This is a genomic window from Acinetobacter ursingii DSM 16037 = CIP 107286 (genome assembly GCF_000368825.1).
In the GTDB taxonomy this organism is placed as follows: Bacteria; Pseudomonadota; Gammaproteobacteria; order Pseudomonadales; family Moraxellaceae; genus Acinetobacter; species Acinetobacter ursingii.
The window spans coordinates 13,366-37,249 of sequence record NZ_KB849711.1 but is presented as its reverse complement, the minus strand read 5'-3'; the positions used below and the strand labels follow the sequence as shown (position 1 = coordinate 37,249).

Annotated in this window: 26 protein-coding genes; 21 read left to right on the top strand and 5 right to left on the bottom strand. The window is 42.5% G+C overall.

What is annotated here, in order from left to right; genetic code table 11:
* Positions 1 to 85: 85 nt before the first annotated feature.
* From F944_RS01180 to adhP, 11 genes are all read left to right on the top strand, one after another.
* On the top strand, positions 86 to 484 hold the full coding sequence (locus F944_RS01180) for an ATP synthase subunit I (protein ID WP_004985632.1): 399 nt from the start codon (positions 86 to 88) through the stop codon (positions 482 to 484).
* A gap of 99 nt (positions 485 to 583) precedes the next feature.
* A complete protein-coding gene (gene atpB, locus F944_RS01175; protein WP_004985629.1) occupies positions 584 to 1,459 on the top strand; it encodes a F0F1 ATP synthase subunit A in 876 nt (291 codons plus the stop codon).
* Positions 1,460 to 1,542: 83 nt separating this feature from the next.
* Positions 1,543 to 1,788, top strand: coding sequence for a F0F1 ATP synthase subunit C (gene atpE, locus F944_RS01170; protein WP_000424060.1), 246 nt, complete (start codon positions 1,543 to 1,545; stop codon positions 1,786 to 1,788).
* Between the two features lie 38 nt (positions 1,789 to 1,826).
* On the top strand, positions 1,827 to 2,297 hold the full coding sequence (locus tag F944_RS01165; RefSeq protein ID WP_004985627.1) for a F0F1 ATP synthase subunit B: 471 nt from the start codon (positions 1,827 to 1,829) through the stop codon (positions 2,295 to 2,297).
* A gap of 11 nt (positions 2,298 to 2,308) precedes the next feature.
* Positions 2,309 to 2,845, top strand: coding sequence for a F0F1 ATP synthase subunit delta (locus F944_RS01160; RefSeq protein WP_004985625.1), 537 nt, complete (start codon positions 2,309 to 2,311; stop codon positions 2,843 to 2,845).
* Positions 2,846 to 2,887: 42 nt separating this feature from the next.
* Positions 2,888 to 4,432, top strand: a complete 1,545-nt coding sequence (atpA, locus tag F944_RS01155; RefSeq protein WP_004985624.1) for a F0F1 ATP synthase subunit alpha — start codon at positions 2,888 to 2,890, stop codon at positions 4,430 to 4,432.
* A 76-nt stretch (positions 4,433 to 4,508) separates the two neighbouring features.
* Positions 4,509 to 5,378, top strand: a complete 870-nt coding sequence (gene atpG, locus F944_RS01150; protein ID WP_004985623.1) for a F0F1 ATP synthase subunit gamma — start codon at positions 4,509 to 4,511, stop codon at positions 5,376 to 5,378.
* A gap of 29 nt (positions 5,379 to 5,407) precedes the next feature.
* Complete coding sequence (gene atpD / locus F944_RS01145) at positions 5,408 to 6,802, top strand: F0F1 ATP synthase subunit beta (RefSeq protein ID WP_004985622.1); 1,395 nt, start codon at positions 5,408 to 5,410, stop codon at positions 6,800 to 6,802.
* Between the two features lie 27 nt (positions 6,803 to 6,829).
* Entirely contained in the window at positions 6,830 to 7,249 is a 420-nt protein-coding gene (locus F944_RS01140) for a F0F1 ATP synthase subunit epsilon (RefSeq protein ID WP_004985620.1), read from the top strand.
* A gap of 83 nt (positions 7,250 to 7,332) precedes the next feature.
* The gene (locus F944_RS01135; RefSeq protein WP_004985618.1) at positions 7,333 to 7,638 is read left to right on the top strand and encodes a hypothetical protein; all 306 of its coding nucleotides are present in this window, start codon (positions 7,333 to 7,335) and stop codon (positions 7,636 to 7,638) included.
* Between the two features lie 166 nt (positions 7,639 to 7,804).
* Positions 7,805 to 8,836, top strand: coding sequence for an alcohol dehydrogenase AdhP (gene adhP, locus F944_RS01130; RefSeq protein ID WP_004985615.1), 1,032 nt, complete (start codon positions 7,805 to 7,807; stop codon positions 8,834 to 8,836).
* A 58-nt stretch (positions 8,837 to 8,894) separates the two neighbouring features.
* Here adhP and F944_RS01125 read toward each other — a convergent pair whose 3' ends face one another.
* The 5 genes from F944_RS01125 to F944_RS01105 form a co-directional block, all read right to left on the bottom strand.
* Complete coding sequence (locus F944_RS01125; protein ID WP_010588874.1) at positions 8,895 to 9,512, bottom strand: hypothetical protein; 618 nt, start codon at positions 9,510 to 9,512, stop codon at positions 8,895 to 8,897.
* Between the two features lie 145 nt (positions 9,513 to 9,657).
* Positions 9,658 to 10,800, bottom strand: coding sequence for a S8 family peptidase (locus tag F944_RS01120; RefSeq protein ID WP_004985612.1), 1,143 nt, complete (start codon positions 10,798 to 10,800; stop codon positions 9,658 to 9,660).
* Between the two features lie 211 nt (positions 10,801 to 11,011).
* Positions 11,012 to 11,557, bottom strand: a complete 546-nt coding sequence (locus F944_RS01115) for a glutathione peroxidase (RefSeq protein WP_004985611.1) — start codon at positions 11,555 to 11,557, stop codon at positions 11,012 to 11,014.
* 123 nt (positions 11,558 to 11,680) lie between these two features.
* Positions 11,681 to 12,451 (bottom strand): helix-turn-helix transcriptional regulator, encoded by a 771-nt coding sequence (locus F944_RS01110; RefSeq protein ID WP_004985610.1) that lies wholly within the window; start codon positions 12,449 to 12,451, stop codon positions 11,681 to 11,683.
* Positions 12,448 to 13,662 carry an MFS transporter gene (locus tag F944_RS01105; protein ID WP_004985605.1) on the bottom strand — a complete coding sequence of 405 codons (1,215 nt, stop codon included), beginning with the start codon at positions 13,660 to 13,662 and terminating at the stop codon, positions 12,448 to 12,450. Before F944_RS01105 ends, F944_RS01110 begins: the two co-directional genes overlap by 4 nt.
* A gap of 139 nt (positions 13,663 to 13,801) precedes the next feature.
* Between F944_RS01105 and F944_RS01100 the strand changes: the two genes are divergently transcribed.
* From F944_RS01100 to F944_RS01055, 10 genes are all read left to right on the top strand, one after another.
* Positions 13,802 to 14,455: a TetR/AcrR family transcriptional regulator gene (locus F944_RS01100; protein WP_004985603.1), complete on the top strand. Its 654-nt coding sequence runs from the start codon at positions 13,802 to 13,804 to the stop codon at positions 14,453 to 14,455.
* Positions 14,456 to 14,570: 115 nt separating this feature from the next.
* Positions 14,571 to 15,485 carry a DMT family transporter gene (locus tag F944_RS01095; RefSeq protein ID WP_004985600.1) on the top strand — a complete coding sequence of 305 codons (915 nt, stop codon included), beginning with the start codon at positions 14,571 to 14,573 and terminating at the stop codon, positions 15,483 to 15,485.
* Positions 15,486 to 15,849: 364 nt separating this feature from the next.
* Positions 15,850 to 17,028 (top strand): BMP family ABC transporter substrate-binding protein, encoded by a 1,179-nt coding sequence (locus tag F944_RS01090; RefSeq protein ID WP_004985599.1) that lies wholly within the window; start codon positions 15,850 to 15,852, stop codon positions 17,026 to 17,028.
* Between the two features lie 42 nt (positions 17,029 to 17,070).
* Positions 17,071 to 17,727, top strand: coding sequence for a Rieske 2Fe-2S domain-containing protein (locus F944_RS01085; RefSeq protein ID WP_004985598.1), 657 nt, complete (start codon positions 17,071 to 17,073; stop codon positions 17,725 to 17,727).
* Positions 17,720 to 18,631: a hypothetical protein gene (locus F944_RS01080; protein ID WP_004985597.1), complete on the top strand. Its 912-nt coding sequence runs from the start codon at positions 17,720 to 17,722 to the stop codon at positions 18,629 to 18,631. Before F944_RS01085 ends, F944_RS01080 begins: the two co-directional genes overlap by 8 nt.
* On the top strand, positions 18,628 to 19,245 hold the full coding sequence (locus F944_RS01075) for a glutathione S-transferase family protein (protein WP_004985594.1): 618 nt from the start codon (positions 18,628 to 18,630) through the stop codon (positions 19,243 to 19,245). The genes F944_RS01080 and F944_RS01075 overlap by 4 nt, the downstream gene beginning before the upstream one ends.
* A 120-nt stretch (positions 19,246 to 19,365) precedes the next feature.
* Positions 19,366 to 20,307 carry a LysR substrate-binding domain-containing protein gene (locus tag F944_RS01070; protein ID WP_004985592.1) on the top strand — a complete coding sequence of 314 codons (942 nt, stop codon included), beginning with the start codon at positions 19,366 to 19,368 and terminating at the stop codon, positions 20,305 to 20,307.
* A 321-nt stretch (positions 20,308 to 20,628) separates the two neighbouring features.
* Complete coding sequence (locus F944_RS01065; protein WP_004985591.1) at positions 20,629 to 21,537, top strand: hypothetical protein; 909 nt, start codon at positions 20,629 to 20,631, stop codon at positions 21,535 to 21,537.
* Between the two features lie 100 nt (positions 21,538 to 21,637).
* Positions 21,638 to 22,132 carry a nucleoside deaminase gene (locus F944_RS01060; protein WP_004985588.1) on the top strand — a complete coding sequence of 165 codons (495 nt, stop codon included), beginning with the start codon at positions 21,638 to 21,640 and terminating at the stop codon, positions 22,130 to 22,132.
* A 119-nt stretch (positions 22,133 to 22,251) separates the two neighbouring features.
* Positions 22,252 to 23,862: an ABC transporter ATP-binding protein gene (locus F944_RS01055; protein WP_004985586.1), complete on the top strand. Its 1,611-nt coding sequence runs from the start codon at positions 22,252 to 22,254 to the stop codon at positions 23,860 to 23,862.
* Positions 23,863 to 23,884: the final 22 nt, after the last annotated feature.

Sequence of the window (23,884 nt, the reverse complement as noted above, 5' to 3'; positions counted from 1 at the left end):
TCAGGGGTGTAACTCTATAATGCCTGCGATTAAAAACGATCATCAGCGTAATTTGTCAAGCATTCATGCTGTAAGTGGATAAACAATGAGCCGAACTAGTCGCTTGATTGACCGACGATTAGCGAAAGCTCTGGTCTTCTTACAAGCATTAATGATTCCTTTAGCTGCGATTATGGCATGGCTTATCCACGATGGTGTGGCCGCAATGAGTGCCGCTTTAGGAGCCTTGGTCTGCTGGCTTGCCAACCTATATTTTAGCTGGCAGTCATTTCGAACGGCAGGGGCTAGAGCATCGAGACAGGTTCTATCGAACATGTATCGAGGTATGCTAGGGAAGTTCGGAATCGTGATCGTGGGTTTTATTTTGATTTTAAGCAATGTTAAACCGCTGTCTCCAGCGGCATTGTTTTGTGGTTTTATTCTCGTTCAGACCATGTCGTGGGTCGCTCCATTTTGGGTTTCACGTCTACAGAAACGAGTCTAGACACATCCAAAATTGAAGATTTTTGAGGACTACGAGATATCAGGCAGCGCGCGATATTCGTTTCCTTATTTAGTAATTGACATTGACCAGGTGTGATTTATGGCTGCTGAAGAACATGCCCTTACTTCGACCGAGTATATCAAGCATCACTTGACCAATTTGACCTATGGCAAAATGCCAGACGGGACTTGGAAATTGGCTGAGAATGCGGGTGAAGCTCAACAGATGGGGTTTTCTGCTATTCACTTGGATTCAATGGGTTGGTCTATCGGACTGGGTGTCATTTTTTGTTTGATTTTTTGGTGTGCCGCTAAAGCTGCAAATGCAGGGGTGCCATCAAAATTTCAATCTGCAATCGAAATGATTATCGAGTTCGTTGATTCCAGCGTTCGCGATACCTTCCATGGTAAATCACGTCTTATTGCACCACTGGCATTAACCATTTTCGTGTGGATTTTCCTCATGAATGCGATGGATTTAATTCCTGTTGACTGGATTCCATATCTGGCTCAACAAGTGGGTGCACATGTGTTTGGCATGGATCCTCATCATGTTTATTTCAAAATCGTTCCAACAACAGATCCGAACATTACCCTGGGTATGTCATTGTCTGTTTTTGTGTTGATTTTGTTCTATAGCATTCGTGAGAAAGGCATCGGCGGTTTCGTTGGTGAGTTGGCTTTAAACCCATTTAACCCAAGTAACCCAATTGCAAAAGCGTTGCTAATTCCAGTGAACTTAATTCTGGAATTGGTTACTTTCCTTGCACGACCAATTTCATTGGCACTCCGACTGTTTGGTAACATGTATGCAGGTGAGTTAATCTTCATTCTGATCGCGTTACTTCCTTTCTGGATTCAATGGGCGTTGTCTGTGCCTTGGGCGATCTTCCACATTCTTGTAATCACCTTGCAAGCATTTATCTTTATGATGCTGACCATCGTGTACTTGAGCATGGCAAGCGAAAAACATTAATGGTATTTGCCTAACTGTTAGGTTAACGGTTAGGTTTAATTTTTATTTAATTTGGTAATAACCTAACCTCTGAGGAATTTTTCATGGAACTCACTTTAGGTCTAGTTGCAATTGCATCTGCTATCTTGATCGCTTTCGGTGCTTTAGGTACAGCGATTGGTTTTGGTCTTTTGGGTGGTCGCTTTTTAGAAGCTGTTGCTCGTCAACCTGAACTTGCTCCGCAACTTCAAACTCGTATGTTCTTAATCGCAGGTCTTCTTGATGCTGTGCCTATGATCGGTGTCGGTATTGGCTTGTTCTTCATCTTCGCTAATCCGTTTGTAGGTTAATCAGCTTAATTCCTAAATCCACATATTGAGGAATTGCAATGAATATTAACCTCACATTGATTGGCCAAGCGATTGCATTTGCGATTTTTGTCGCATTCTGCATGAAGTTTGTTTGGCCACCACTAATCAATGCGATTAGTGAGCGTCAGCGTAAAATCGCTGATGGCTTAAACGCTGCTGAAAAAGCGAAAGCGGATCTTGCTGATGCACAATCACAAGTGAAAGCGGAACTCGATGCAGCAAAAGCACAAGCGGCTCAATTGATCGAACAAGCGAACCGTCGTGCAGCACAATTGGTCGAAGAAGCACGTACCCAAGCTGCGGCTGAAGGTGAGCGTATTCGTCAACAAGCGAAAGAAGCAGTTGACCAAGACATCAATTCTGCTCGCGAAGAATTACGTCAACAAGTCGCTGCCTTGGCAGTTGATGGTGCAGAGAAAATTCTGAACCAACAAGTTGACGCAGAAGCTCATAATGCCATGCTGACTCAGCTGGCTGCTAAACTTTAAGCGAGGGAAGTATGGCTGAACTCTTGACGTTGGCACGCCCGTACGCCAAAGCAGCATTTGCTTACGCTTCTGAGCAAGGTGCAACTGACAATTGGTCGAATGCGTTACAAGTGCTCAGTGCTACGGTGCAAGACGAAGCATTTTCCGCTTATTTAAATCGCCCTGAGCTTACTCCTGTGGAGCAAGTCGGACTTTTTTCTAAAGTTTTAGGTGAAGAACAAACTCAGGCAGTGTCGAACTTTTTGACATTGCTTGCTGAAAATGATCGTTTGATTCTGTTACCTGAGATTGCAGTAGAGTACGAACAGCTTAAATCACAGAATAGCAACACAGTAGATGTCGTGATTGAATCGGCATTTCCTTTAACTTCTGTACAAGAGCAGTTATTAACCCATGCTTTGGAAAAGCGTTTTAATAGTTCTGTGGTTGTGTCAGTAGAAGTTAACCCTGCGCTTATTGCAGGTGTGGTTATTCGTGCAGGCGATCAAGTGATAGATGACTCTGCGCTTAACAAGCTTGAAAAAATGCGGACTCGTCTTCTTGCTTAACCGCAAAAAGACTGAACTTAAAAAAGATTGAGGAATAGCGCAATGCAACAACTGAATCCATCCGAGATCAGTGCGCTCATTAAACAGCGTATCGGAGATCTGGACACCAGCGCGACCGCTAAAAACGAAGGTACCATTGTGATGGTATCCGACGGTATCGTGCGCATTCACGGCCTTGCTGATGCAATGTACGGTGAAATGATCGAATTCGACGGCGGCTTATTTGGTATGGCACTGAACCTAGAACAGGATTCAGTGGGTGCCGTTGTTTTAGGTAACTACCTAAGCCTGCAAGAAGGTCAAAAAGCTCGTTGTACAGGTCGTGTATTAGAAGTTCCAGTTGGTCCTGAGCTTCTTGGCCGCGTGGTCGATGCTTTGGGTAACCCAATTGACGGTAAAGGCCCTATTGATGCTAAATTGACTGATAAAGTCGAAAAAGTAGCACCAGGTGTTATTTGGCGTCAATCAGTCGACCAACCTGTTCAAACTGGTTATAAATCAGTAGATACCATGATTCCTGTTGGTCGTGGTCAGCGTGAGTTGATCATTGGTGACCGTCAGACGGGTAAAACAGCAATGGCGATCGATGCGATCATCGCTCAGAAAAACTCTGGCATTAAATGTGTCTACGTTGCAATTGGTCAAAAACAATCGACCATCGCTAACGTGGTACGCAAGCTAGAAGAAACTGGTGCTATGGCATATACCACTGTTGTCGCTGCTGCGGCTGCTGATCCTGCTGCAATGCAGTATTTGGCTCCGTACTCTGGCTGTACCATGGGTGAATATTTCCGTGACCGCGGTGAAGATGCACTGATCATTTATGATGATTTGTCTAAGCAAGCTGTTGCTTACCGTCAAATTTCATTGCTTCTTCGTCGTCCACCAGGTCGTGAAGCGTATCCAGGTGACGTATTCTATCTTCACTCACGTCTTCTTGAGCGCGCTTCGCGCGTTTCTGCTGACTATGTTGAGAAATTCACGAACGGTGCAGTAACTGGTCAAACTGGTTCTTTAACTGCGTTACCGATCATTGAAACTCAAGCGGGTGACGTCTCTGCATTCGTACCAACCAACGTAATTTCGATTACAGACGGTCAGATCTTCCTTGAGACATCATTATTCAACGCAGGTATTCGTCCTGCTGTGAACGCAGGTATTTCGGTATCTCGCGTAGGTGGTTCAGCTCAAACCAAGATCATCAAAAAATTGTCTGGTGGTATCCGTACTGCGCTAGCGCAATACCGTGAATTGGCTGCGTTTGCTCAGTTTGCTTCTGATCTTGATGAAGCAACGCGTAAACAACTTGAACATGGTCAACGTGTAACTGAGTTAATGAAGCAAAAACAATATGCTCCTTACTCAATTGCTGACCAAGCTGTTTCTGTTTACGCGTCTAACGAAGGCTATATGGCTGACGTTGAAGTGAAGAAAATCGTAGACTTTGATGCTGCATTAATCGCGTACTTCCGTTCAGAACACGCGGCATTGATGCAAAAAATTGATGACACTGGTGATTATAACAAAGACATCGAAGCTGAAATCAAAGCCGGTATCGAGAACTTCAAAGCGACTCAAACTTACTAATTTTTTAGCTTAAGTTTGGTTCACGGAATCAACCCTTCGAAGGCTGTTAAAAGCCTTCGACGACTAGGTTAAGCGTATGGCAAATTTAAAAGAAATTCGCGCCAAAGTAGCCAGTATCAAATCCACGCAGAAAATTACGCGTGCGATGCAGATGGTCGCTGCTTCAAAAATGCGTCGTGCGCAAGAGCGCATGGCTCAGGGCCGTCCGTATGCCGAAAATATGCACCGTGTAATTGCTCATTTGGTACAAGCGAATCCTGAATACAAACATCGTTATATGGTTGAACGCCCTGTAAAACGCGTTGGCTATATCATTGTGTCTTCAGATCGTGGTCTTGCTGGTGGTTTGAACATTAACCTGTTCAAAAAAGTGGTTAAACACGTTCAGCAACAACAAGAGCAGTCAATTGAAGTTCAATTTGCTTTGATTGGTCAAAAAGCGGTTTCGTTTTTTAAAAACTACGGCGGAAAAGTACTTGGTGCAACCACCAATATTGGTGATACTCCAAGTCTGGAACAGTTAACTGGCTCCGTACAGGTGATGTTGGATGCATTTGATAAAGGCGAGTTAGATCGTATTTATCTCGTATCAAACGGCTTTGTCAATGCCATGACTCAGAACCAGAAAGTAGAACAACTGGTGCCTTTGGCTGCGGCTGAAGAAAGCGAAAGTCTAAACCGTACTTACGGTTGGGATTATATCTATGAACCTGAAGCGGAAGAACTGCTGAATGGTTTATTGGTTCGCTATATCGAGTCGATGGTGTATCAGGGCGTGATTGAAAATATCGCATGTGAGCAGTCTGCACGTATGGTTGCAATGAAAGCAGCAACTGATAATGCGGGCGAACTGATCAAGAGCCTACAACTTATTTATAACAAGCTGCGTCAAGCCGCGATTACTCAGGAGATTTCTGAGATCGTTGGTGGTGCCGCTGCCGTTTAACATTATTAGTTTGAATTGAGGAGACAGCAATGAGTAGCGGTCATATCATTCAGATCATCGGCGCGGTTATCGACGTCGAGTTTGAGCGCAACAGCGTTCCTAAGATCTATGACGCTCTCCAAGTTGACGGAACTGAAACGACTTTGGAAGTTCAGCAACAACTTGGTGATGGTGTTGTTCGTACAATTGCGATGGGATCAACTGAAGGTCTTAAACGCGGTTTGAATGTAACAAATACCCATGCGCCAATCTCTGTACCAGTAGGTCCTGCGACTTTGGGTCGTATCATGGACGTACTTGGTCGCCCGATTGATGAAGCAGGCCCAGTTGCAACTGAAGCGCGTTTACCGATTCACCGTCAAGCGCCTTCTTATGCTGAACAAGCAGCGTCTACTGATCTTTTGGAAACAGGGATTAAAGTCATCGACTTACTTTGCCCGTTTGCAAAAGGTGGTAAAGTTGGTCTGTTCGGTGGTGCGGGTGTTGGTAAAACCGTTAACATGATGGAGTTGATCAACAACATCGCCAAAGCTCACTCAGGTTTATCTGTGTTTGCTGGTGTTGGTGAGCGTACTCGTGAAGGTAACGACTTCTATCACGAAATGAAAGATTCTAACGTTCTTGACAAAGTAGCAATGGTCTACGGTCAGATGAACGAGCCACCTGGTAACCGTCTACGTGTAGCGTTGACTGGCTTGACCATGGCGGAATATTTCCGTGATGAAAAAGACGAAAATGGTAAAGGTCGTGACGTTCTTTTGTTCGTTGACAACATCTACCGTTATACACTTGCAGGTACTGAAGTATCCGCATTGTTAGGTCGTATGCCATCTGCGGTAGGTTATCAGCCTACACTTGCAGAAGAAATGGGTGTTCTTCAAGAACGTATTACATCAACTAAATCTGGTTCGATCACATCGATTCAGGCGGTTTATGTACCTGCGGATGACTTGACGGATCCATCTCCAGCAACCACGTTTGCTCACTTGGACGCAACCGTTGTATTGAGCCGTGACATCGCGTCAAGTGGTATTTACCCAGCGATCGATCCACTGGATTCAACTTCACGTCAGCTAGACCCTTTAGTTGTTGGTGCTGAGCATTATGAAATTGCACGTTCTGTACAGAACGTATTGCAACGTTATAAAGAGCTTAAAGACATCATCGCAATTTTGGGTATGGATGAGTTAGCAGAAGAAGATAAATTGGTAGTTTACCGTGCGCGTAAAATCCAACGTTTCTTCTCTCAACCGTTCCACGTAGCTGAAGTATTTACTGGTGCTCCTGGTAAATTAGTACCGCTTAAAGAAACGATTCGTGGCTTTAAAGGTCTTCTTGCTGGTGAATACGATCACATCCCAGAACAAGCGTTCTACATGGTGGGTGGTATTGACGAAGTGATTGCTAAAGCTGAGAAACTTTAATTAGCAACCCTAATTTAGGAGATTCTCATGGCGACGATGCAATGTGACGTAGTCAGTGTTAAAGAGTCAATTTACTCTGGAACAGTGACCATGCTGATCGCAAAAGGTGCGGGTGGTGAGCTGGGTATTTTACCTGAGCATGCGCCACTAGTGACTTTGCTCCAGCCGGGCCCGATTCGTGTTCAGTTGGAAAATGGTACAGAAGAAATTGTCTATGTATCAGGTGGTGTGCTAGAAGTTCAACCGCATGTCGTAACGATTCTTGCAGATACTGCAATTCGTGCCGACAACTTGGATGAAGCAGCAATTTTAGAAGCCCGTAAACAGGCTGAACAATTACTTGCCAACCAAAAGAGCGATTTGGACTCTGCGGCTGCACTGGCATCTCTTTCTGAGATTGCAGGTCAGCTTGAAACTATCCGTAAAATTAAAAACCGTGCAATGTAAGTTGCCCGTTTTTAAAAGGCCACCGAAAGGTGGCTTTTTTTATGCTATAAGTTTTAAATGGTGTAAGAGATCATCAGATCAGCATGAAATTAATTGAAATTGAACCACATTTTTGGGAACTGTATCAGCAGGATGAACAGTTATTTTTAAGTATTGCGATTGATCTAAGTTCGGTTGTGTCTTGTTGGGATATCATTTTAAGCAATGAAGATACCTTGCACTATCAAATGCAAGGTCGTGATGCAATTCAAGCGCTCGCTGAGCAGTTTGTGGCACAGATTTATCGCGGTGATTCTACTCGTCTTGAACAATGTAAAGTTTCTCCTCAACAGCAGCAAATGATGCATGAGACATTTAAGGTTTGGCAGCAACAAAAGGCACAGCGTTAAACGAATTCTATTTGAACAAATTGTTATGCAACTGTAACTGTATTCCCAACCTGTTCAAATAACCTACCAAACTCCAACCTTAGTCATTTTATTCTGCTTTATAGTTGAGAATAGTTCTTATAATAATGAACAAATTCTTAATATGACATAAGACGGAGATAATAAAATGGGAAGCACAATGAAAGCTGCGGTGGTCAACGAGTTTAATCAACCGCTACAAATCAAGGATGTAGACATTCCAAAAGTCAGCGCAGGCAAGGTTCTGGTCAAGATGATTGCGACTGGCGTTTGCCATACTGATTTACATGCCATGCATGGTGATTGGCCAATTAAACCGAGTCTACCGTTTATTCCAGGTCATGAAGGCGTGGGTGAAGTTGTGGAGATTGGTGAAGGAATTACTCACCTGAAAGTGGGTGATAAAGTCGGTATCCCATGGTTATATTCGGCTTGTGGACATTGCGACCATTGTTACGCAGGTTGGGAAACCTTATGTAAGGAACAGCAAAATTCAGGGTATTCGGTCAATGGAAGTTTTGCCGAATATTGTCTGGCGGATGGTGAATATGTCGGTGTGATTCCAGATGGTGTGGATTTACTCGAAATCGCGCCAATCTTATGTGCAGGCGTGACCGTTTACAAAGGCCTGAAAATGACTGAAGCCAAAACAGGGGATTGGGTGGCAATTTCAGGTATTGGTGGCTTGGGTCATGTGGCGGTGCAATATGCAAAGACCATGGGGTTTAATGTGGTTGCCATCGATGTCGATGACAGTAAACTAGCATTAGCCAAAGAATTAGGCGCTGATGTTGGGATTAATGCACTTAAGGTAGATGTAAAAGAAGAAGTATTAAAAGCTACTGGTGAAGGTTGTCATGGCGTATTGGTTACGGCGGTTTCGCCGAAGGCGTTTGAACAAGCGGTTTCGATTATTCGTCGTGGCGGAACCATGGTCTTGAATGGCCTACCACCGGGCAAGTTTGACCTATCGATTTTTGATATGGTGTTAGATGGCATTACCGTGCGTGGTTCGATTGTCGGTACACGACTAGATTTAAAAGAAGCACTGGATATCGCGGCACGTGGTAAGGTCAAAGCACATATCAGTGTGGAGCCGCTAGAAAATATCAATGATATTTTTGATCGGATGGAACAGGGTAAAATTGATGGCCGTATTGTGATTGATTTTAAAAAATAAAATGCTTCGCCACTGAATCGAATCAAAACCCATTCTTTGAAGAGTGGGTTTTATCATTTCATGAGTCAGTATCAGAAGCTTCTTGAGATGTTTCAGATTGAGCGGAATCTGATTGCGGAATCATCATGCTTGCCAACTTTAACATTTCGCTTTGAACATTATTCATTTGCTGTTCGATCTGTTTAAAATTGACCTGATCCCAGTTGACTTGTCCATTTAAAAATGGACTTTTTAATACCTGTTGGTTGCTCTCCAGTATTTTTTTACGAACATCTTCAATTTCCTGACTTTTTAAGTTTAAACTGTTTAATGCCTGATCAAAGCCTTGGAGTTGCTGCTGCAAGGTCATGGCGGTTTGCTGTAGTTGACGACTATCTCTGTCTTGAATGGCTTGCTGTAGCTCAGTTTGAGTTTGTTTTAATTGTTGAATGTAATCACCTGCACGTAGTTGCAGATCAGCGACATCACGAGCGATATAAAAGAAATTACCACTTTTAAAATCGGAAGATGGGGTGTCTGTAGTCGTTTGATCAGTGATTTGGGCGGTCGCCTCATGATCTGATGCTGTCGTTTCCTGCGCATTATTTGTGGGAGGCTGATCACAACCTTGTAATGAAACCATAGTGGTTCCGATAAAAGCAGAGATCAGCAGAGATCGACCAGAAAAAAATGTCATAATCAAAAAAAATTAGTATTTAATTTCTTAGAATATGATGAAAACATGGAGGGAGAATTGAGATTTGCAAAATTATAACAAAAGCAAAAATACCCTGAATACAAACCTTCATCTATCAAGGTTTGTATTCAAGAAATAAGAAAGGTTATAAACGCGTGTAAAGCAAGCGATTAGGTGAGCCTGTCTGGCTATCTGTTACCTTATTTGTTGTCGCTTTATTGAGAATACGATTGGTAATTTGTGATACATTTTCACCTGTATATATTGCTCGTAAAATAGCGGCCAATCCCGCCACATGTGGACTTGCCATCGAGGTGCCGCTGGCCGTTGCTGTCGCTGTATTGCTAGAATACCAATCCGAAGTAATATTACTGCCAGGCGCAAAGACATCCAGACATTTTCCATAGTTAGAATAATTGGCGCGTTGATCCTGATTGGTGGTTGCGCCTACTGTAATCGCTGCCGGGACTCGTGATGGAGAATAGTTACACGCATCGGCATTGTTGTTACCAGCCGCGACCACCACGACAATATCTTTATTCACAACCCGATTAATTGCATCATCAAGTGCAGTTGAAGTTCCACCACCAAGTGACAAATTAACCACCGCATTCCTTGGGTTTTGAGAGGCAACCCAATCTAATCCTGCAATGACTGTTGATGTTGTTCCAGAACCATTACAATCCAGTACTCGAACAGGGATGATAGAAGCCGATTTGGCAATACCATATTTTGTACCTGCAATCGTTCCTGCAACATGTGTACCGTGACCATTACAGTCCGTGGTGCCATTACCATCAGATACTGCCGTATAACCCGCCTTCACTCGACCAGCAAAATCCTGATGAGAAGCCAGCACCCCAGTATCAACCACATAAACGGGTACACCCTGAGCATTACCATCGGCATTGTAGGTCGAATTTAAGGGAAGGTTACGCTGATCACTGCGATCTAATCCCCAAGTTGCATTGGTTTGAGTCGTGGCATTGCTTTTAAACACTTGATCTTTTTCGATCAGGCTGACTGTGGGGTTTAATTTTAAAATACGAACGAATTCCTGCTCTACATTTTGTGGAATTTGAACAGCGATGCCTTGAAAAGCATGTTGATAAATAAATTTAATTTTCCCCTGAAATTGTTGGTTAAAATTGATGGAGTTTAATAAACGATCGGTCACAGGCGTATTAAATTTAATCAGATAAGTTACCTGAGCAGGACTTGTAGCATGAGTTGTATGCGCCAATAGTCCGATCAGGGCGAGTGGCAAACAGCGTAGTATTCGTTTCATTTTAGCCATTCCAGTTTTTGTTTTAAGAGGTCATTATCTGAATGTAAATTAATCTATTTCTACGACAAATCAATGAGAAATATAATATTTAAATGTGATTTAGAATTTTGTTTTTCATTATTTTGTGATTGGTTTTGCTTTTTAAATATACTTTATATTTCTAAAAATAAAGATGACAAAACATAGGATTTGTCATCTTTGTAGCAAAATTTTATTTTGCTAACTCTGCCTGAATGGCATCGACTAAACGAGAGTCATCCGCAGTGATATCGGGCGCAAAACGTGCCACCACTTCACCTTTTTTATTGATTAAAAACTTCTCAAAATTCCACAATACTTCAGGCTTTGGATTTGGGGTTAGACCATATTCAACTAAATCTTGCCACCACGGTCCTTCACCAATACGTTCAGGCTGTGCAGTGATTAAAGTTTGATAAAGCGGATGCTTATCTTCACCTACGACAGAAATTTTGGAAAATATCGGAAAATGTACATCATAAGTCAACGAGCAGAACTGTTGAATTTCATCATTTGTACCAGGCTCCTGTTCCAAAAAATTATTGGCTGGAAAACCTAGAATTTCTAAACCATGCTCTTTTTGTGATTGGTATAGTTTTTCCAGTCCTTCATATTGAGGTGTTAAACCACACTTGGATGCTACATTGACAATCAATAACACTTTGCCTTGATACTGATTTAAAGTGGCTTCTTCCCCTGAGATCGTGTTGACTGGAATGTCGTAGACTGAATTGCTCATATAAGTCCTTAAAGTTGCATACATAAAAGAGATATCTTGTTTTAAGGAGATTTATGCAGAAAGGCAAGTGTTTTACTCTGGATTTCTGTGTATAACCGTGAAGTTATCCACAATGCACTCTGTTTATTGCATTTGAAGGGGAGTTTGACCTGTATAACGTTTAAAAAATTCAATAAAACTGGAGCTATGTTGATAACCTAAATCCAGTGCAATTCGTTTAATTGCCGTCCCTTGCTGAATTTGACCAATCGCATACACAATTTTGGCGCGATTACGCCATTCTGATAAAGATAATTGTAATTCCTGCTGGCTCAAACGTAGTGCATGACGTTCACTAATTTGAAAGCTTTGTAAAATCTGCTGCAAACTAGAATTAAACAACTGGGCTTGCCCTAATTTATCCAAAATGGGCGCGAGAGTTGGATGCGTGGTTTGGGGTAAATAATGATCATAACAATCTGCTGCCAGCATTTGATCGAACAAGACCTGTAATAACCGCAGATATTCTATCGAATCTGGAGAGTACTGATCATGTAATAACTCTTTTACCAAAGCATGAAAAAAAGGTCGGATTTCGAGGGTTTTAGGATTGGTATGAAACTGTGAACAAAGATCAGGATGGACTCTGATACAAATAAAATGCGTCGGTTGATCGACTGCAACACAAAAATGACTGGTTTGTGGCGGTAACCACAAACCATAATTAGGCGGTGCCAAGAAGGTACGTTCACCCACCTGAATTTCAAGCACACCATTTAAACTGAAGTTGAAATCTCCCCACAGTGAAGAATGCGGGCACACACTGTCATGCGGATGGAAAAAGAATTCGTGAATTTCCAATTGTTGAGCCAGATTTTGTAAGGCATTCTGTGTTGTGGGAATTACATCATTCATGCTTCATTTTCACAGCTGATTTTCGGATTATTTAAACCTTTAGCTAACGTGAAAATAGACAGCAAAGCTAAAAGAATAAAGCTGAGTACACCATAAATTAAAATATTTTCATTAAAATGATCAACTACAAAACCACCAAGTAATGATCCACTGGCAATCATCACCTGAAATAAGCCAACAAATAACGGCATTCCTTTTTCGACGGCTTGTGGTGCATGTACAAACATCCAGATATTGGCTGAGGTTGGAAATGCGCCAAACGCAAAACCCCATAAAGCAGTTAAGATAAATGCACCTGTTTCATGAATGGCAAACACCGGAAATCCAAAGAATACAATGGCAAAGCAAATTCCCACAAATGCTAAGGTATAACGAATATTTAAATTACCGCTATAACCTGCAAACGCATTCCCGAAAACACCCGCGATGCCATATAGTAATAACAACATACCAATGGTCGTGCCATCAAAGCCTGCAATATGTTTAAAAAATGGTGCCAAATAGCTATAAGCACAAAAATGTGCCAGCCCAATCAGCAGTACAATTAACATGCCACTACGAGCTTTCGGAATACGAAGTAAAGCAGGCAAGTCACGTAAATGAATGGCAGCATCAGGGCGTAATGGCGGTAAAAATACGACTTGAAGCACAAGCACGATAAATCCAATGACTGCCGTGATCGCAAAGGCACTGCGCCAACCATAAAACTCACTTAACCATGTGCCAATTGGAACACCTAGCACGGTGGCTAGTGTCACACCTGCCATGACGACGGCTGTGGCTTTGGCAATGGGTAAACTTTTGGGTGCCAGTTTGCCACTCAGGGCAATTGCAGTCGCCCAGAAACCTCCAATTGAAATCCCTAGAACTAATCGGCTGAGTAACAGCAGGGTAAAATTGTCAGAAAATGCAGTAATCGTATTTGCAATGACCATTATGAAGGTGAGTAAAATCAGCACATAACGACGATCGAGTTGTTTCATTGCCACAGGTAGTAAAGGTGCAGCAAAAGCAGCCATTACACCTGGAAGGGTAATAATCAGCCCAGCCGTACCTGTTGAAATATTTAAATCGCTGGCCACGCTATTGAGGACACCAATCGGTAAAAATTCACTGGTGACCAAAGCAAATGCGGCAATCGAAACTGCCAATATCGCCAGCCAGCTACCTTGTGGGACGGGACTGGGCGGAATGGGTGTTGAGCTATCCATTGAATTTCAACCTTATTGTAGAAAATAGAAATGCGTCAATTTATTTTCATAGTGATCACTATGAAAATAAAAATAGTTGAAAAAAATATCAGCGTCAATTAATTTAATAATGATTGTTATAAAAATAGCTGTGAGCTTTATGACAAAATTAGATAAAACACTGGTTTTGGATGAGCCGATTGCGTTAGCAAAGAAAAAACGCGGTCGACCAAAGTGCTTTAATGAGCAACAGGCCTTGGAAAAAGCCATGTTGTTGTTTTGGGAGCATGGTTATGAAGCCACCTCAATCAGTGATCTTACTCAAACGTTGGAACTGACAGCACCAAGTCTATACAGTAGTTTTGGTGACAAAGCTGGGCTGTTCTATCAATGTATTGATTATTATCTGGCTCATGAAGCTTGTCCGATCCTCCGCATTTTTTTAGAAGCCAAAACCGCCAAAGTTGCATTTGAGCTGTATCTATATGACAACGTCAAACGTTTGGCTCAACCCAATAAGCCCAAAGGCTGTATGTTAATTACTGCTGCCATGAATGGCTCGGAACAAGTGCAGGATATACAACATAACCTACTTGAAAAACGTTTAGCGACCAAACAAAAACTACATGAGCGTCTGGAGCAGGGAGTTAAGGAGGGTGATTTATCTAAACATGCACCTATAGCAACGATGACTGATTTTTATTGCACTGTGATTCAAGGTTTAACGGTGCAGGCACGGGATGGCGCAGAAATTGATGAATTAAATCATGTGGTGGAACATGCCATGAAAGCATGGGACTTATTTGATCAATAACCGATTTTGATCAATAAGTGATGTCTTAACTGCGATACAAATGTCTGATTTGCGATATTTCAATTTATCTCGACAAGGATAAAATAGATTTATTCTCATTTAGTTTGAAAAATTCATGAAAGATGCTGCAAAAGTCCATTGGTGGGCATTGTTACTGCCCATGCTGGCTGTATTAATTTGGTCGCTGAACATTACAGTGACTCGCTATGTGGCCGATTATATTTCTCCAGTGAGCATTAGTTTTTATCGCTGGCTGGTGGCATTTTTAGTATTGACCCCTTTTATCCTGCCTCAAGTCTGGAAACAACGGATGCTGGTACGGCGGCATTTGGGTCAACTGGCGGTGTTAAGTGCCTTTGGGATGGTGCTATATCAAGGGCTGGCTTATAGTGCTGCACATTATACCACTGCGACCAATATGGGGATTATCAATGCCTTTATTCCAGTGTTTACCATTTTTGTCTCAATGTTTATTTTAAAGGATATCCCCAACAAATTCGCCGTGATTGGGAGTTTGATTTCTTTTTTCGGTCTCATGTATGTCATGAGTCAGGGACATCTTGCTAACTTATTGCAAAGTGGTGGGCATTGGGGCGATGCCATCATGGTGATTGCGGTGTTTTTCTATGCCTTTTATGGGGTGTTTTTAAAGAAATGGCAGTTACAGATTCCGTTATTGATCAGTCTATATGTGCAAATCGGTTTTGCCCTGATTTATCACCTGCCCTTTATTGTGTGGTTGGGACTAGATCCGATTAATCTCCAAAATGGACCAAGTGTTTTTTATGCGGGCATTTTTCCATCACTGATTGCACCATTATTGTGGATGGTGGCTGTTCAGCAAATTGGACCCAATCGAACCAGTATTTTTATGAATCTGATGCCTGTATTTACAGCAATTATTGCCAGTCTGTGGTTGTCAGAACACTGGACGATCTATCATACACTGGGTGGAATGATGATCTTGTTAGGCATCATTTTGGCGCAAAAGAAAACATCAATAAAAACCAAAAAGATCATTCCAAACTAGATATATGGCTTTTAAACAGTGGGGTGGACAGGGATGTTCCACACTTGTGCAGAATCTCTACGCTATGAAAACAATGGCGATTCTTAAACGTTTATCAAGCAATAAGCTAAAGTCATATTGTAATGTGTGCATTGTATAACCTATTGATTATTTTTGTTTTATTTAAATTTTGATTTGATCGATTCATTGGCTCTATTTTAGTTTTTATATAACCTTTATTTAAAAATGATCAATTAAAAACAACACAGCTCATGTTGGCGCAAAGGTTGCATTTTAGCTTGATGTGTTCTGGAAAATAAATCTTTGGTTCAGCGTAAGTTTATTTTCTGGTGTCTTTATACCATAACAAAAATGGGGTAGTGCGATGTCTGTTGAAATGAACAAAAATCCAAATCAGCTTCATGATCAAAGCCAACAGGGTTTATTTTCCAAATTATTTTCGAAATTCAAAAAGACTGCATTTTGTGCAGCCAGTAGCGGTTTACTCACTATCGGCGCTTTATCGACGACAGCCACAGTCGTAACGACTGCACATGCCGCTGATCCGCTCAAAGCTGCTTTTGTCTACATAGGCCCACCGGGGGATCATGGTTGGACTTACGCACATGATCAATCGCGTATTCGTACCGAACAAGATTTTAAAGGGGTGGTGAAAACCACTTTTGTGGCCAATGTGCCTGAAACAGGTGATGCAGAACGTGTTTTTCGTAACCTCGCGCAACAAGGCAATAAGGTCATTTTTGGCACGTCATTTGGTTATATGAATGCAATGGAGAAAGTCTCACGTACTTATCCAAATACGGTGTTTATGCATGCCACAGGTTATAAATCTGGCAAAAATATGGGCAACTATAATATTCGTACTTATCAGGGTGCGTATTTGCTTGGTGTATTGGCGGGAAGTAAGAGCAAGACTGGTAAAATTGGTTTTGTAGGTTCGTATCCAATTCCAGAAGTGGTGCGCAATATTAATGCGTTTACTATTGGTGCGCGTAGTGTCAATCCAAAAATTACCACCCAAGTGGTCTGGGTCAGTTCTTGGTTTGATCCGGGTAAAGAACGTGATGCTGCTTTAGCCTTGATTTCACAAGGGTGCGATGTGTTATTACAAAATACCGATTCGCCAGCAGTGGTACAGGCGGCCAAGCAAAAAGGGGTTTGGGGTCTCGGTTGGAATTCGGATATGGGTAAATTTGGTGGCGATGCGCAATTAGCTGCGGCGGTACTGCATTGGGATCCGATTTATGAAAAAGTGCTGAAAGATGTTGCTGCGAACAAATGGACCAATGCGCCGATTTATTATGGTGTCAAAGAAGGCACGGTCAATGTGGAAAATATTGGAAAAGCAGTTTCGGCTGACGCTAAAAAAATGGTTTTGGCTCGTCGTGATGCCATTAAGGCAGGTAAACTGAATCCATTTGCAGGTCCACTGTATACACAAGCTGGCAAAGAGTTTGTGAAAGCAGGCAGTATTTATACCGAAGCACAACTGGATAAGATGAACTTCTATGTACAAGGTGTTCAGGGCGTATTGCCAAAATAAATTGTAAAATTTAAGTCAATGGTTTTTCTGAGGAAGATGGACATGATCACAGGACAATGGATCCCTTTAGTTCCTTCGATGTTGATCGAAGCGGGTGAAGTGGAACAATTTCTGGTAGAGGATAAAGATGTTGCCGTATGGCGCTCTATGCAGGGTCATGTCCAAATTTGGGAAAATCGTTGTCCGCATCGCAGTGTGCGTTTAAGTCTGGGACAAGTACAAGGCGAAAGTCTCGTGTGTGCCTATCATGGTTGGCAGTTTGCGGCTGAAGATGGGCATTGTCAGCGAATACCTGCTCAACCTGATCAACGTGCGCCGAAAAGTTTATGTGCCAAGTCTTATGCTGTCACTGAAAAGTCAGGCATGATTTGGTATGGCGGTGATGCTGATTATTGTGCTGATCTTCCTTTGGAGGAGGTGCCGTTCGTTTATGCAGGTTCGGTAACACTGTCGACGACATTGCCTCAGGTACAGGATTATCTATCTGAACTGGGGATAAGTGACTGCGTTAGTCACAATCGGTTAGTGTGGCAAGGTCATGCTAAAGATTCCGCGCTACGCATTTATTTAACACCTACTCAGTCCAATGTGGTGACGATACATGCCATGTTATTACAAGAAGAACATGCAACCCAGCGTCATCCTCTGTTAAATCAGATGCGACAGGATTTGGAGTTGGAGCAATTGAGTTATGTCTAATCAGCAGCATCTTCCATCACTTGCACCAAGCTTGGTTGGCGAGTGGATTGTGGTGGCATCTGAACAGGAGTTTGTTCAGCAGCAAAAGATCAAAACTCGTCTGGATGGTCATAATTTGACGATCCAGCAAGATATTATCCATGCTGAAAAAGTGTATCAGATTCGATTTGATGCACTCGATATTGCTCCATCAGATATTGCAGTACAAGCGGCTTATGGCTTTGTCTGGTTGTGTATTGGTACTGAGAAAAAACCACTATTTCAGCTACAAGAATATGATGTTGCCGCCGCCCGCCGTGTACCCTGTGGCGCTTATGGTGTGCGGACTTCGCCATTGCGTGGTATTGAAAATTTTCTGGATATGGCACATTTTCCTTACGTACATACAGGGATATTGGGCGCTGAACCAGAAACCGCCGTCAAACCTTATCAAGTTGAATGGCGTGAAGAGGTCGATGAAATTTGGGCAACGGAATGTTTTTTTACTCAACCGCTTGCTGCACCGAGTTCTCCTCAGCCACAGGAAACTGAATATGTTTATCGTGTTGCTTCCCCCTTAAATGCGATTTTATATAAAGTGAATACTGCGGCTGAGGGAATTATTCCTGCCGATGTGGTGTGTCTGTTTATTCAACCCTTGAGTGAAACTCATATTCGGGCGCATTTACTCATGATTCTGGATGATCAGACCAGTAGCATGACCGATATGGTATTGTTTCAGCAGAAAATTTTTACACAGGATAAACCGATTCTGGAAAATCATCTGCCTTTGAAACTTCCACTTGAAAAATTGGAAATTCCAACTAAAGCCGATGCACTGGCGACCGCCTATCGTAAATGGTTGATCGCGAAAAACTGGAGTTATGGTGTACATCAAAACACCCACAGGGGGCATGTGGCATGAACTTAAATCAATCACAAACGGCTTTTCAACTCGCAGATGATCCATTATCCACGGATTGTTACAGCGTTCGTTTGCTACTTGAGTTTTTACAGCTCCCTTATCAATCCATCTATGCAGATGTCGAGCAACTGGAGCGCAAATTTGAATGTCCAGTTTTGTTCGATTCCACGTCAAACCGTTCTGGGTTGATGCCTATTTTTAAACAACTGCTTGAAATAACACAAACTCAATCGCAATGGATGCCTGAAAATTTGTCATCACAAATACAGGGTTGGTCTGATTTTAATGAAACACTTAAACTCAGTTTAGGAATCTTACGTCAGGCGAATTTGTCGGTCGATCAATTTTTATCTAATGAGGAACAGCTGATCCAACAGGCAACACAACAATTACGCGAATTAGATGATCACTTATGTGAGCAAACCGTTATTGGGCAGGGCTATTTATTGGGCTCACAACCCACGATTGCTGACTTGATGATCTTTCCACAAGTCGCGCTGGCGTGGGATGCTGGACTGAGCTTAGTGCCATTTTTGCATATTCGTCGCTGGATCAATCGTATTCGTCATCAAAGCCACTTTATTCCCATGGCGGGTTTATTGGCTGTCAATTGAAATAATTCATAAAAAAACAGTTTTTATTTTCATCATTGTGAATAGTGCTGTTCTATTGCATGCCAGAGATGGTATAAATTTTGCCTATAAACTTCGTTTTAGTAAAATAAGGACAGCTTGGTGATTCATCCTACAAACAAATGGGAAGCGTTGGATGCACATTTATTGCAAGTGTTATATGTGCTCTTGACTGAAAAAAGTGTATCTAATGCAGCCAAACGACTGAATCAATCACAACCTGCCATTAGTACTGCTTTAAAAAAACTCAGGGAAATTACGGGCGATCAGCTCTTGGTGCGTAGTCGAAATGGCATGACACCAACTGAGCGCGGATTATCTCTACTTGAGCCTGTGAGTCAGGTACTTAGCCAACTCGAACTGATCGCGACTCAGCAAGTCAATTTTGATCCTGCGCAATCGCGCCAAGTGTTTAATCTGGCGGCATCCGATTATTTAAATCCGATCGCGATTGGTGAAATCCTGCGTAGGATTCATGTGGAAGCTCCGCATTGTACGGTGATTATGCATTCGATGGGACACAATGTGGATTATGCCCATGCACTGGAAAGTGGCATGTATGATGCGGTGATTGGCAATTGGCCACAACCCCCAGAATATTTACGGCTTGCGCCACTGTTTGAAGATGAAGTCGTTTGCCTGATGCGTAAGTTACACCCACTCGCCAACAAACCTTTATCCATGGATGATTATTTAAATGCTGATCATATTGCACCCACGCCTTATACGGTTGGCCAGCGTGGTGTCATCGATTTACATTTATCTAAAGAACGACTGAAACGTAATATTGTGGCATTTATTCCGTATTTTGGGATGATTCCGTACATGTTGCTACAACTTGACGCGATTTTTTCTGCACCGCGCTCATTTTCTCGCCATTATAGTGCATTATTGCCGTTGACGATTTCGACAGCACCGATTCAGTTTCCTAAAATTTCTTATTATCTACTTTGGCATGAACGCCAGCACCGCTCTCCTGAATTTCGTTGGTTCCGTGATTTGGTGATTTCGGTGCTGAGAAATGATAGTCATGTGGTCAATTAATTAATTCTTCGCAGTTTCATTCTCTCAATCACTTACGTTCAAGCACAGGGAGGTCGTGCAGCTATTGCCCTGTGCTTTTAATGCTCTGTATTTTCATGAAATTCGATTAAAAAAAGACTGAATTGCGGGTTTATATCTATTTTAACATAAGCAACATTGTACATTTTTAATATGCCAATCTTTGGTAGGAAATTTGCCTTTATCTCTAAGTCAGATCGTTTTGCATTGGGGCAAACGTGATTTTAACAAAGCAATCAATCAGTATCTTGAAACGAATATTGTGCGCTTTGATCTTAACAAGGTGATAAGGGGAAATGTGTAATGAAAGTATTACAACAAGGTAATGCACTTAAAACGTTAATGACTGCTATGGCGACTATTCTAGGGGGAGTAGGTGTCATGCAATCTGCACAGGCCGCAACATGGAGTGATACTTCGATTGGTTGGCGCTACGGCACTCAATTTGCTGAACCGTATAAAAATGATGCAGATGGCAGCCGTACTGATATTACCAAACAAATTTTTAACCTGACCCATGCCAGTGGCGATAAATATGGTTCAAATTTCTTTAATGTCGACTTGCTTCAGTCTAATGATGAGCCAAATAGCACGCAATCCAACAATAAAGGCACTCAGGAAGCTTATGTGGTTATCCGTCGCTATCTGGATTTAGGTGCAATCACCAAAACCAACTTATCTGTACCAGGCTACATTCGTGGCGCAGGTTTAACAGCAGGGTTGGACTGGAATACCAAAAATGATAGTTATAGTTCTAAAAAGCGGATGTGGGTGGTTGGACCAACGATTCAATTTGATGTGCCTGGCTTTCTAGATTTTAGCATCTTGGCATTATTTGAAAGTAATGATCCTTCCTCAGATACACCACGTTTTGGCTATTCTTCTGGTCGCTATACTTACGATACACATGCAGCAGCTCAATTCACTTGGGGCATTCCGATTGCAAAAACACCATTATCTTTTGAAGGTTATGCACTCTGGATTGACTCTAAAGGAAAAAATGAATCGGGTGGCGATACCAAAGCTGAAACCCATATCGATGCACGGGTGATGTATGACCTAAGTTCAGTGATAGGTCTTAAAGGCAGTAAGTTGCGTGCTGGTGCAGGTTATGAGTACTGGAAAAATAAATTCGGCAATGATACCGATGGTTTTGCAGGAAAAGGCGCAACAGCCAGTACTCCAATGGTTCGTGTGGACTACCACTTCTAAAATGTATTGAGGATGCAGGTTGAGCGTAAGCAACAAGACCTTAGCTTGTTTACGCTCCATGCTCATGCTCAAACGCCATTGAATCCCAAGGGACAGCGAAATGACAACACATGATCAGGCCACAGCTCAAGACCTGTTTTTTTTAAGAAAAACCTTTGAACTGGCAGAACAAACCAAACAACAAGGCTTACATCCCTTTGCTGCAATTGTCGTGAATGCACAAGGGGAAATCGTGACACAGGCAGGCAATAACTCATTACCACCCACAGGTGATCCGACTCGCCATGCAGAAACTGTAGCCGCAGGACAGGCTGCGCGACTGTTACCCTTAGAACAGCTTCGAGGTTGCACGTTATATACCAATGCAGAACCCTGCGCGATGTGTTCAGGTGCTATTTATTGGACGGGCATTGGTCGCGTGGTTTATGGCATGAGTGAGGGTCAATTACTCGAAATCACGGGTAATCATCCAGAAAATCCAACCTTGTCTTTACCTTGCCGACAGGTCTTTGCCAGTGGACAACGAGCTATACAAGTGATTGGACCGTGTTTAAGTGAAGAAGCAGCACAAGCCCATCAGGGGTTCTGGTCTTGAGGTAAGCCTGAAGCTGATCATTATTTTATTTTTTAAATGATCTATATCTACCAAAGCAATGTGATTTTAGCATGGCATGTCCCTTGCTTCATTTCAATCACCTGAACCAAAGAGATGACATGATGGCACTACCTTCCGATACAGTCTCTGTTGATCCTGTCTTCAATACGACGAGCAACAAGTCAACGCCTATTATGCAGCAAAATCGTCTGGAACTGATCAATATTACCAAGCGCTATGGCAGCTTAGTCGCCAATGATCAAATTAGCTTACAGGTCGCACCAGGTGAAATCCATGCAGTGCTTGGAGAAAATGGCGCAGGTAAAAGCACCCTGATGAAGATTATTTATGGTGCTGTCAAAGCCGATGAAGGAGAAATTGTCTGGAATGGTCGTTCGGTGAGTATCGAAAGTCCTGCCGCAGCCCGACGTTTGGGTATTGGGATGGTCTATCAGCATTTCTCGTTATTTGAAACCCTGACCGTTGTGGAAAATATTGCATTGGGCTTGGATGAAAAATTTGATCTAAACGCCTTATCCAAACGCGTGATTGAGGTGTCTGAAAAATATGGATTGCCTATCGATCCAAAAAGAACCGTTTATAGTTTATCGGTCGGGGAACGACAACGGGTTGAAATTGTTCGTTGCCTATTACAAAACCCATCATTGCTCATTTTAGATGAACCGACTTCAGTGCTGACGCCTCAAGCAGTGTTGACCTTATTTGAAACCCTACGCCGTCTGGCCAGCGAAGGCGTATCAATTTTATATATCAGTCATAAACTCAATGAGATAAAAACGCTCTGTGACTGTGCCACTATTTTACGTGGTGGAAAGGTTACAGGCACGGCCATTCCAAAACAAGAAAGTACCGCTAGTTTGGCCAAAATGATGATAGGTCGTGATCTTCCTGCTTACGAACATCCAGTTTATACAGGTGAAAGTCTGCCCATATTTGAAGTCAAACAGCTCAATGTACAGGCACCCGATATTTTTGGGACATCCCTTGAGAATATTCAGCTCAGTGTAAAAACAGGTGAAATTTTAGGGATTGCAGGGATTTCTGGAAACGGTCAGGCTGAACTTTTGACCGCTTTGTCTGGTGAAATCACCACAGCCAAAGATTGTGTCCTGTTAGAAGGTCGTGCGATTGGGAATTTAAATGCAGGACAACGCCGTGCATTGGGTTTTGGCTTTGTCCCCGAAGAACGTCTGGGACGTGGCGCAGTGCCTGCCATGAGTTTAACTCAAAATGCATTGTTGACCGCATTTCGACAAGGTTTTGTTCGTTATGGACTGGTCAGTTATGAAAAAGCACGTCAGTTTGCACAGGACTGTATTCAAAAATTTGCAGTAAAAGCTTCTGGCACTGAAGCTGCTGCTCGTTCCTTATCGGGAGGTAACCTACAAAAATTCATTGTAGGACGTGAAATTTTACAACAGCCAAAGGTCATGGTGGTGGCACAACCGACTTGGGGCGTCGATGTCGGAGCCGCAGCTTTTATCCGGCAGACTTTGATTGATTTATCCCGTCAAGGGGTTGCCATCATCGTGATTTCTGAAGAACTGGAAGAATTATTTGAGATCAGTGATCGAATTGCTGTTCTGGCGGCAGGTCGCCTGAGCCAAGCTCAACCTGTCAGCGAAACCAATGCAGAAGCCATTGGTTTGATGATGTCAGGATTAAATCGGCAAGCTGAAAGCTCAAGTGTTTTAAGCGCAACAGCTTAGACCATTTCATTTGAACGGGGAT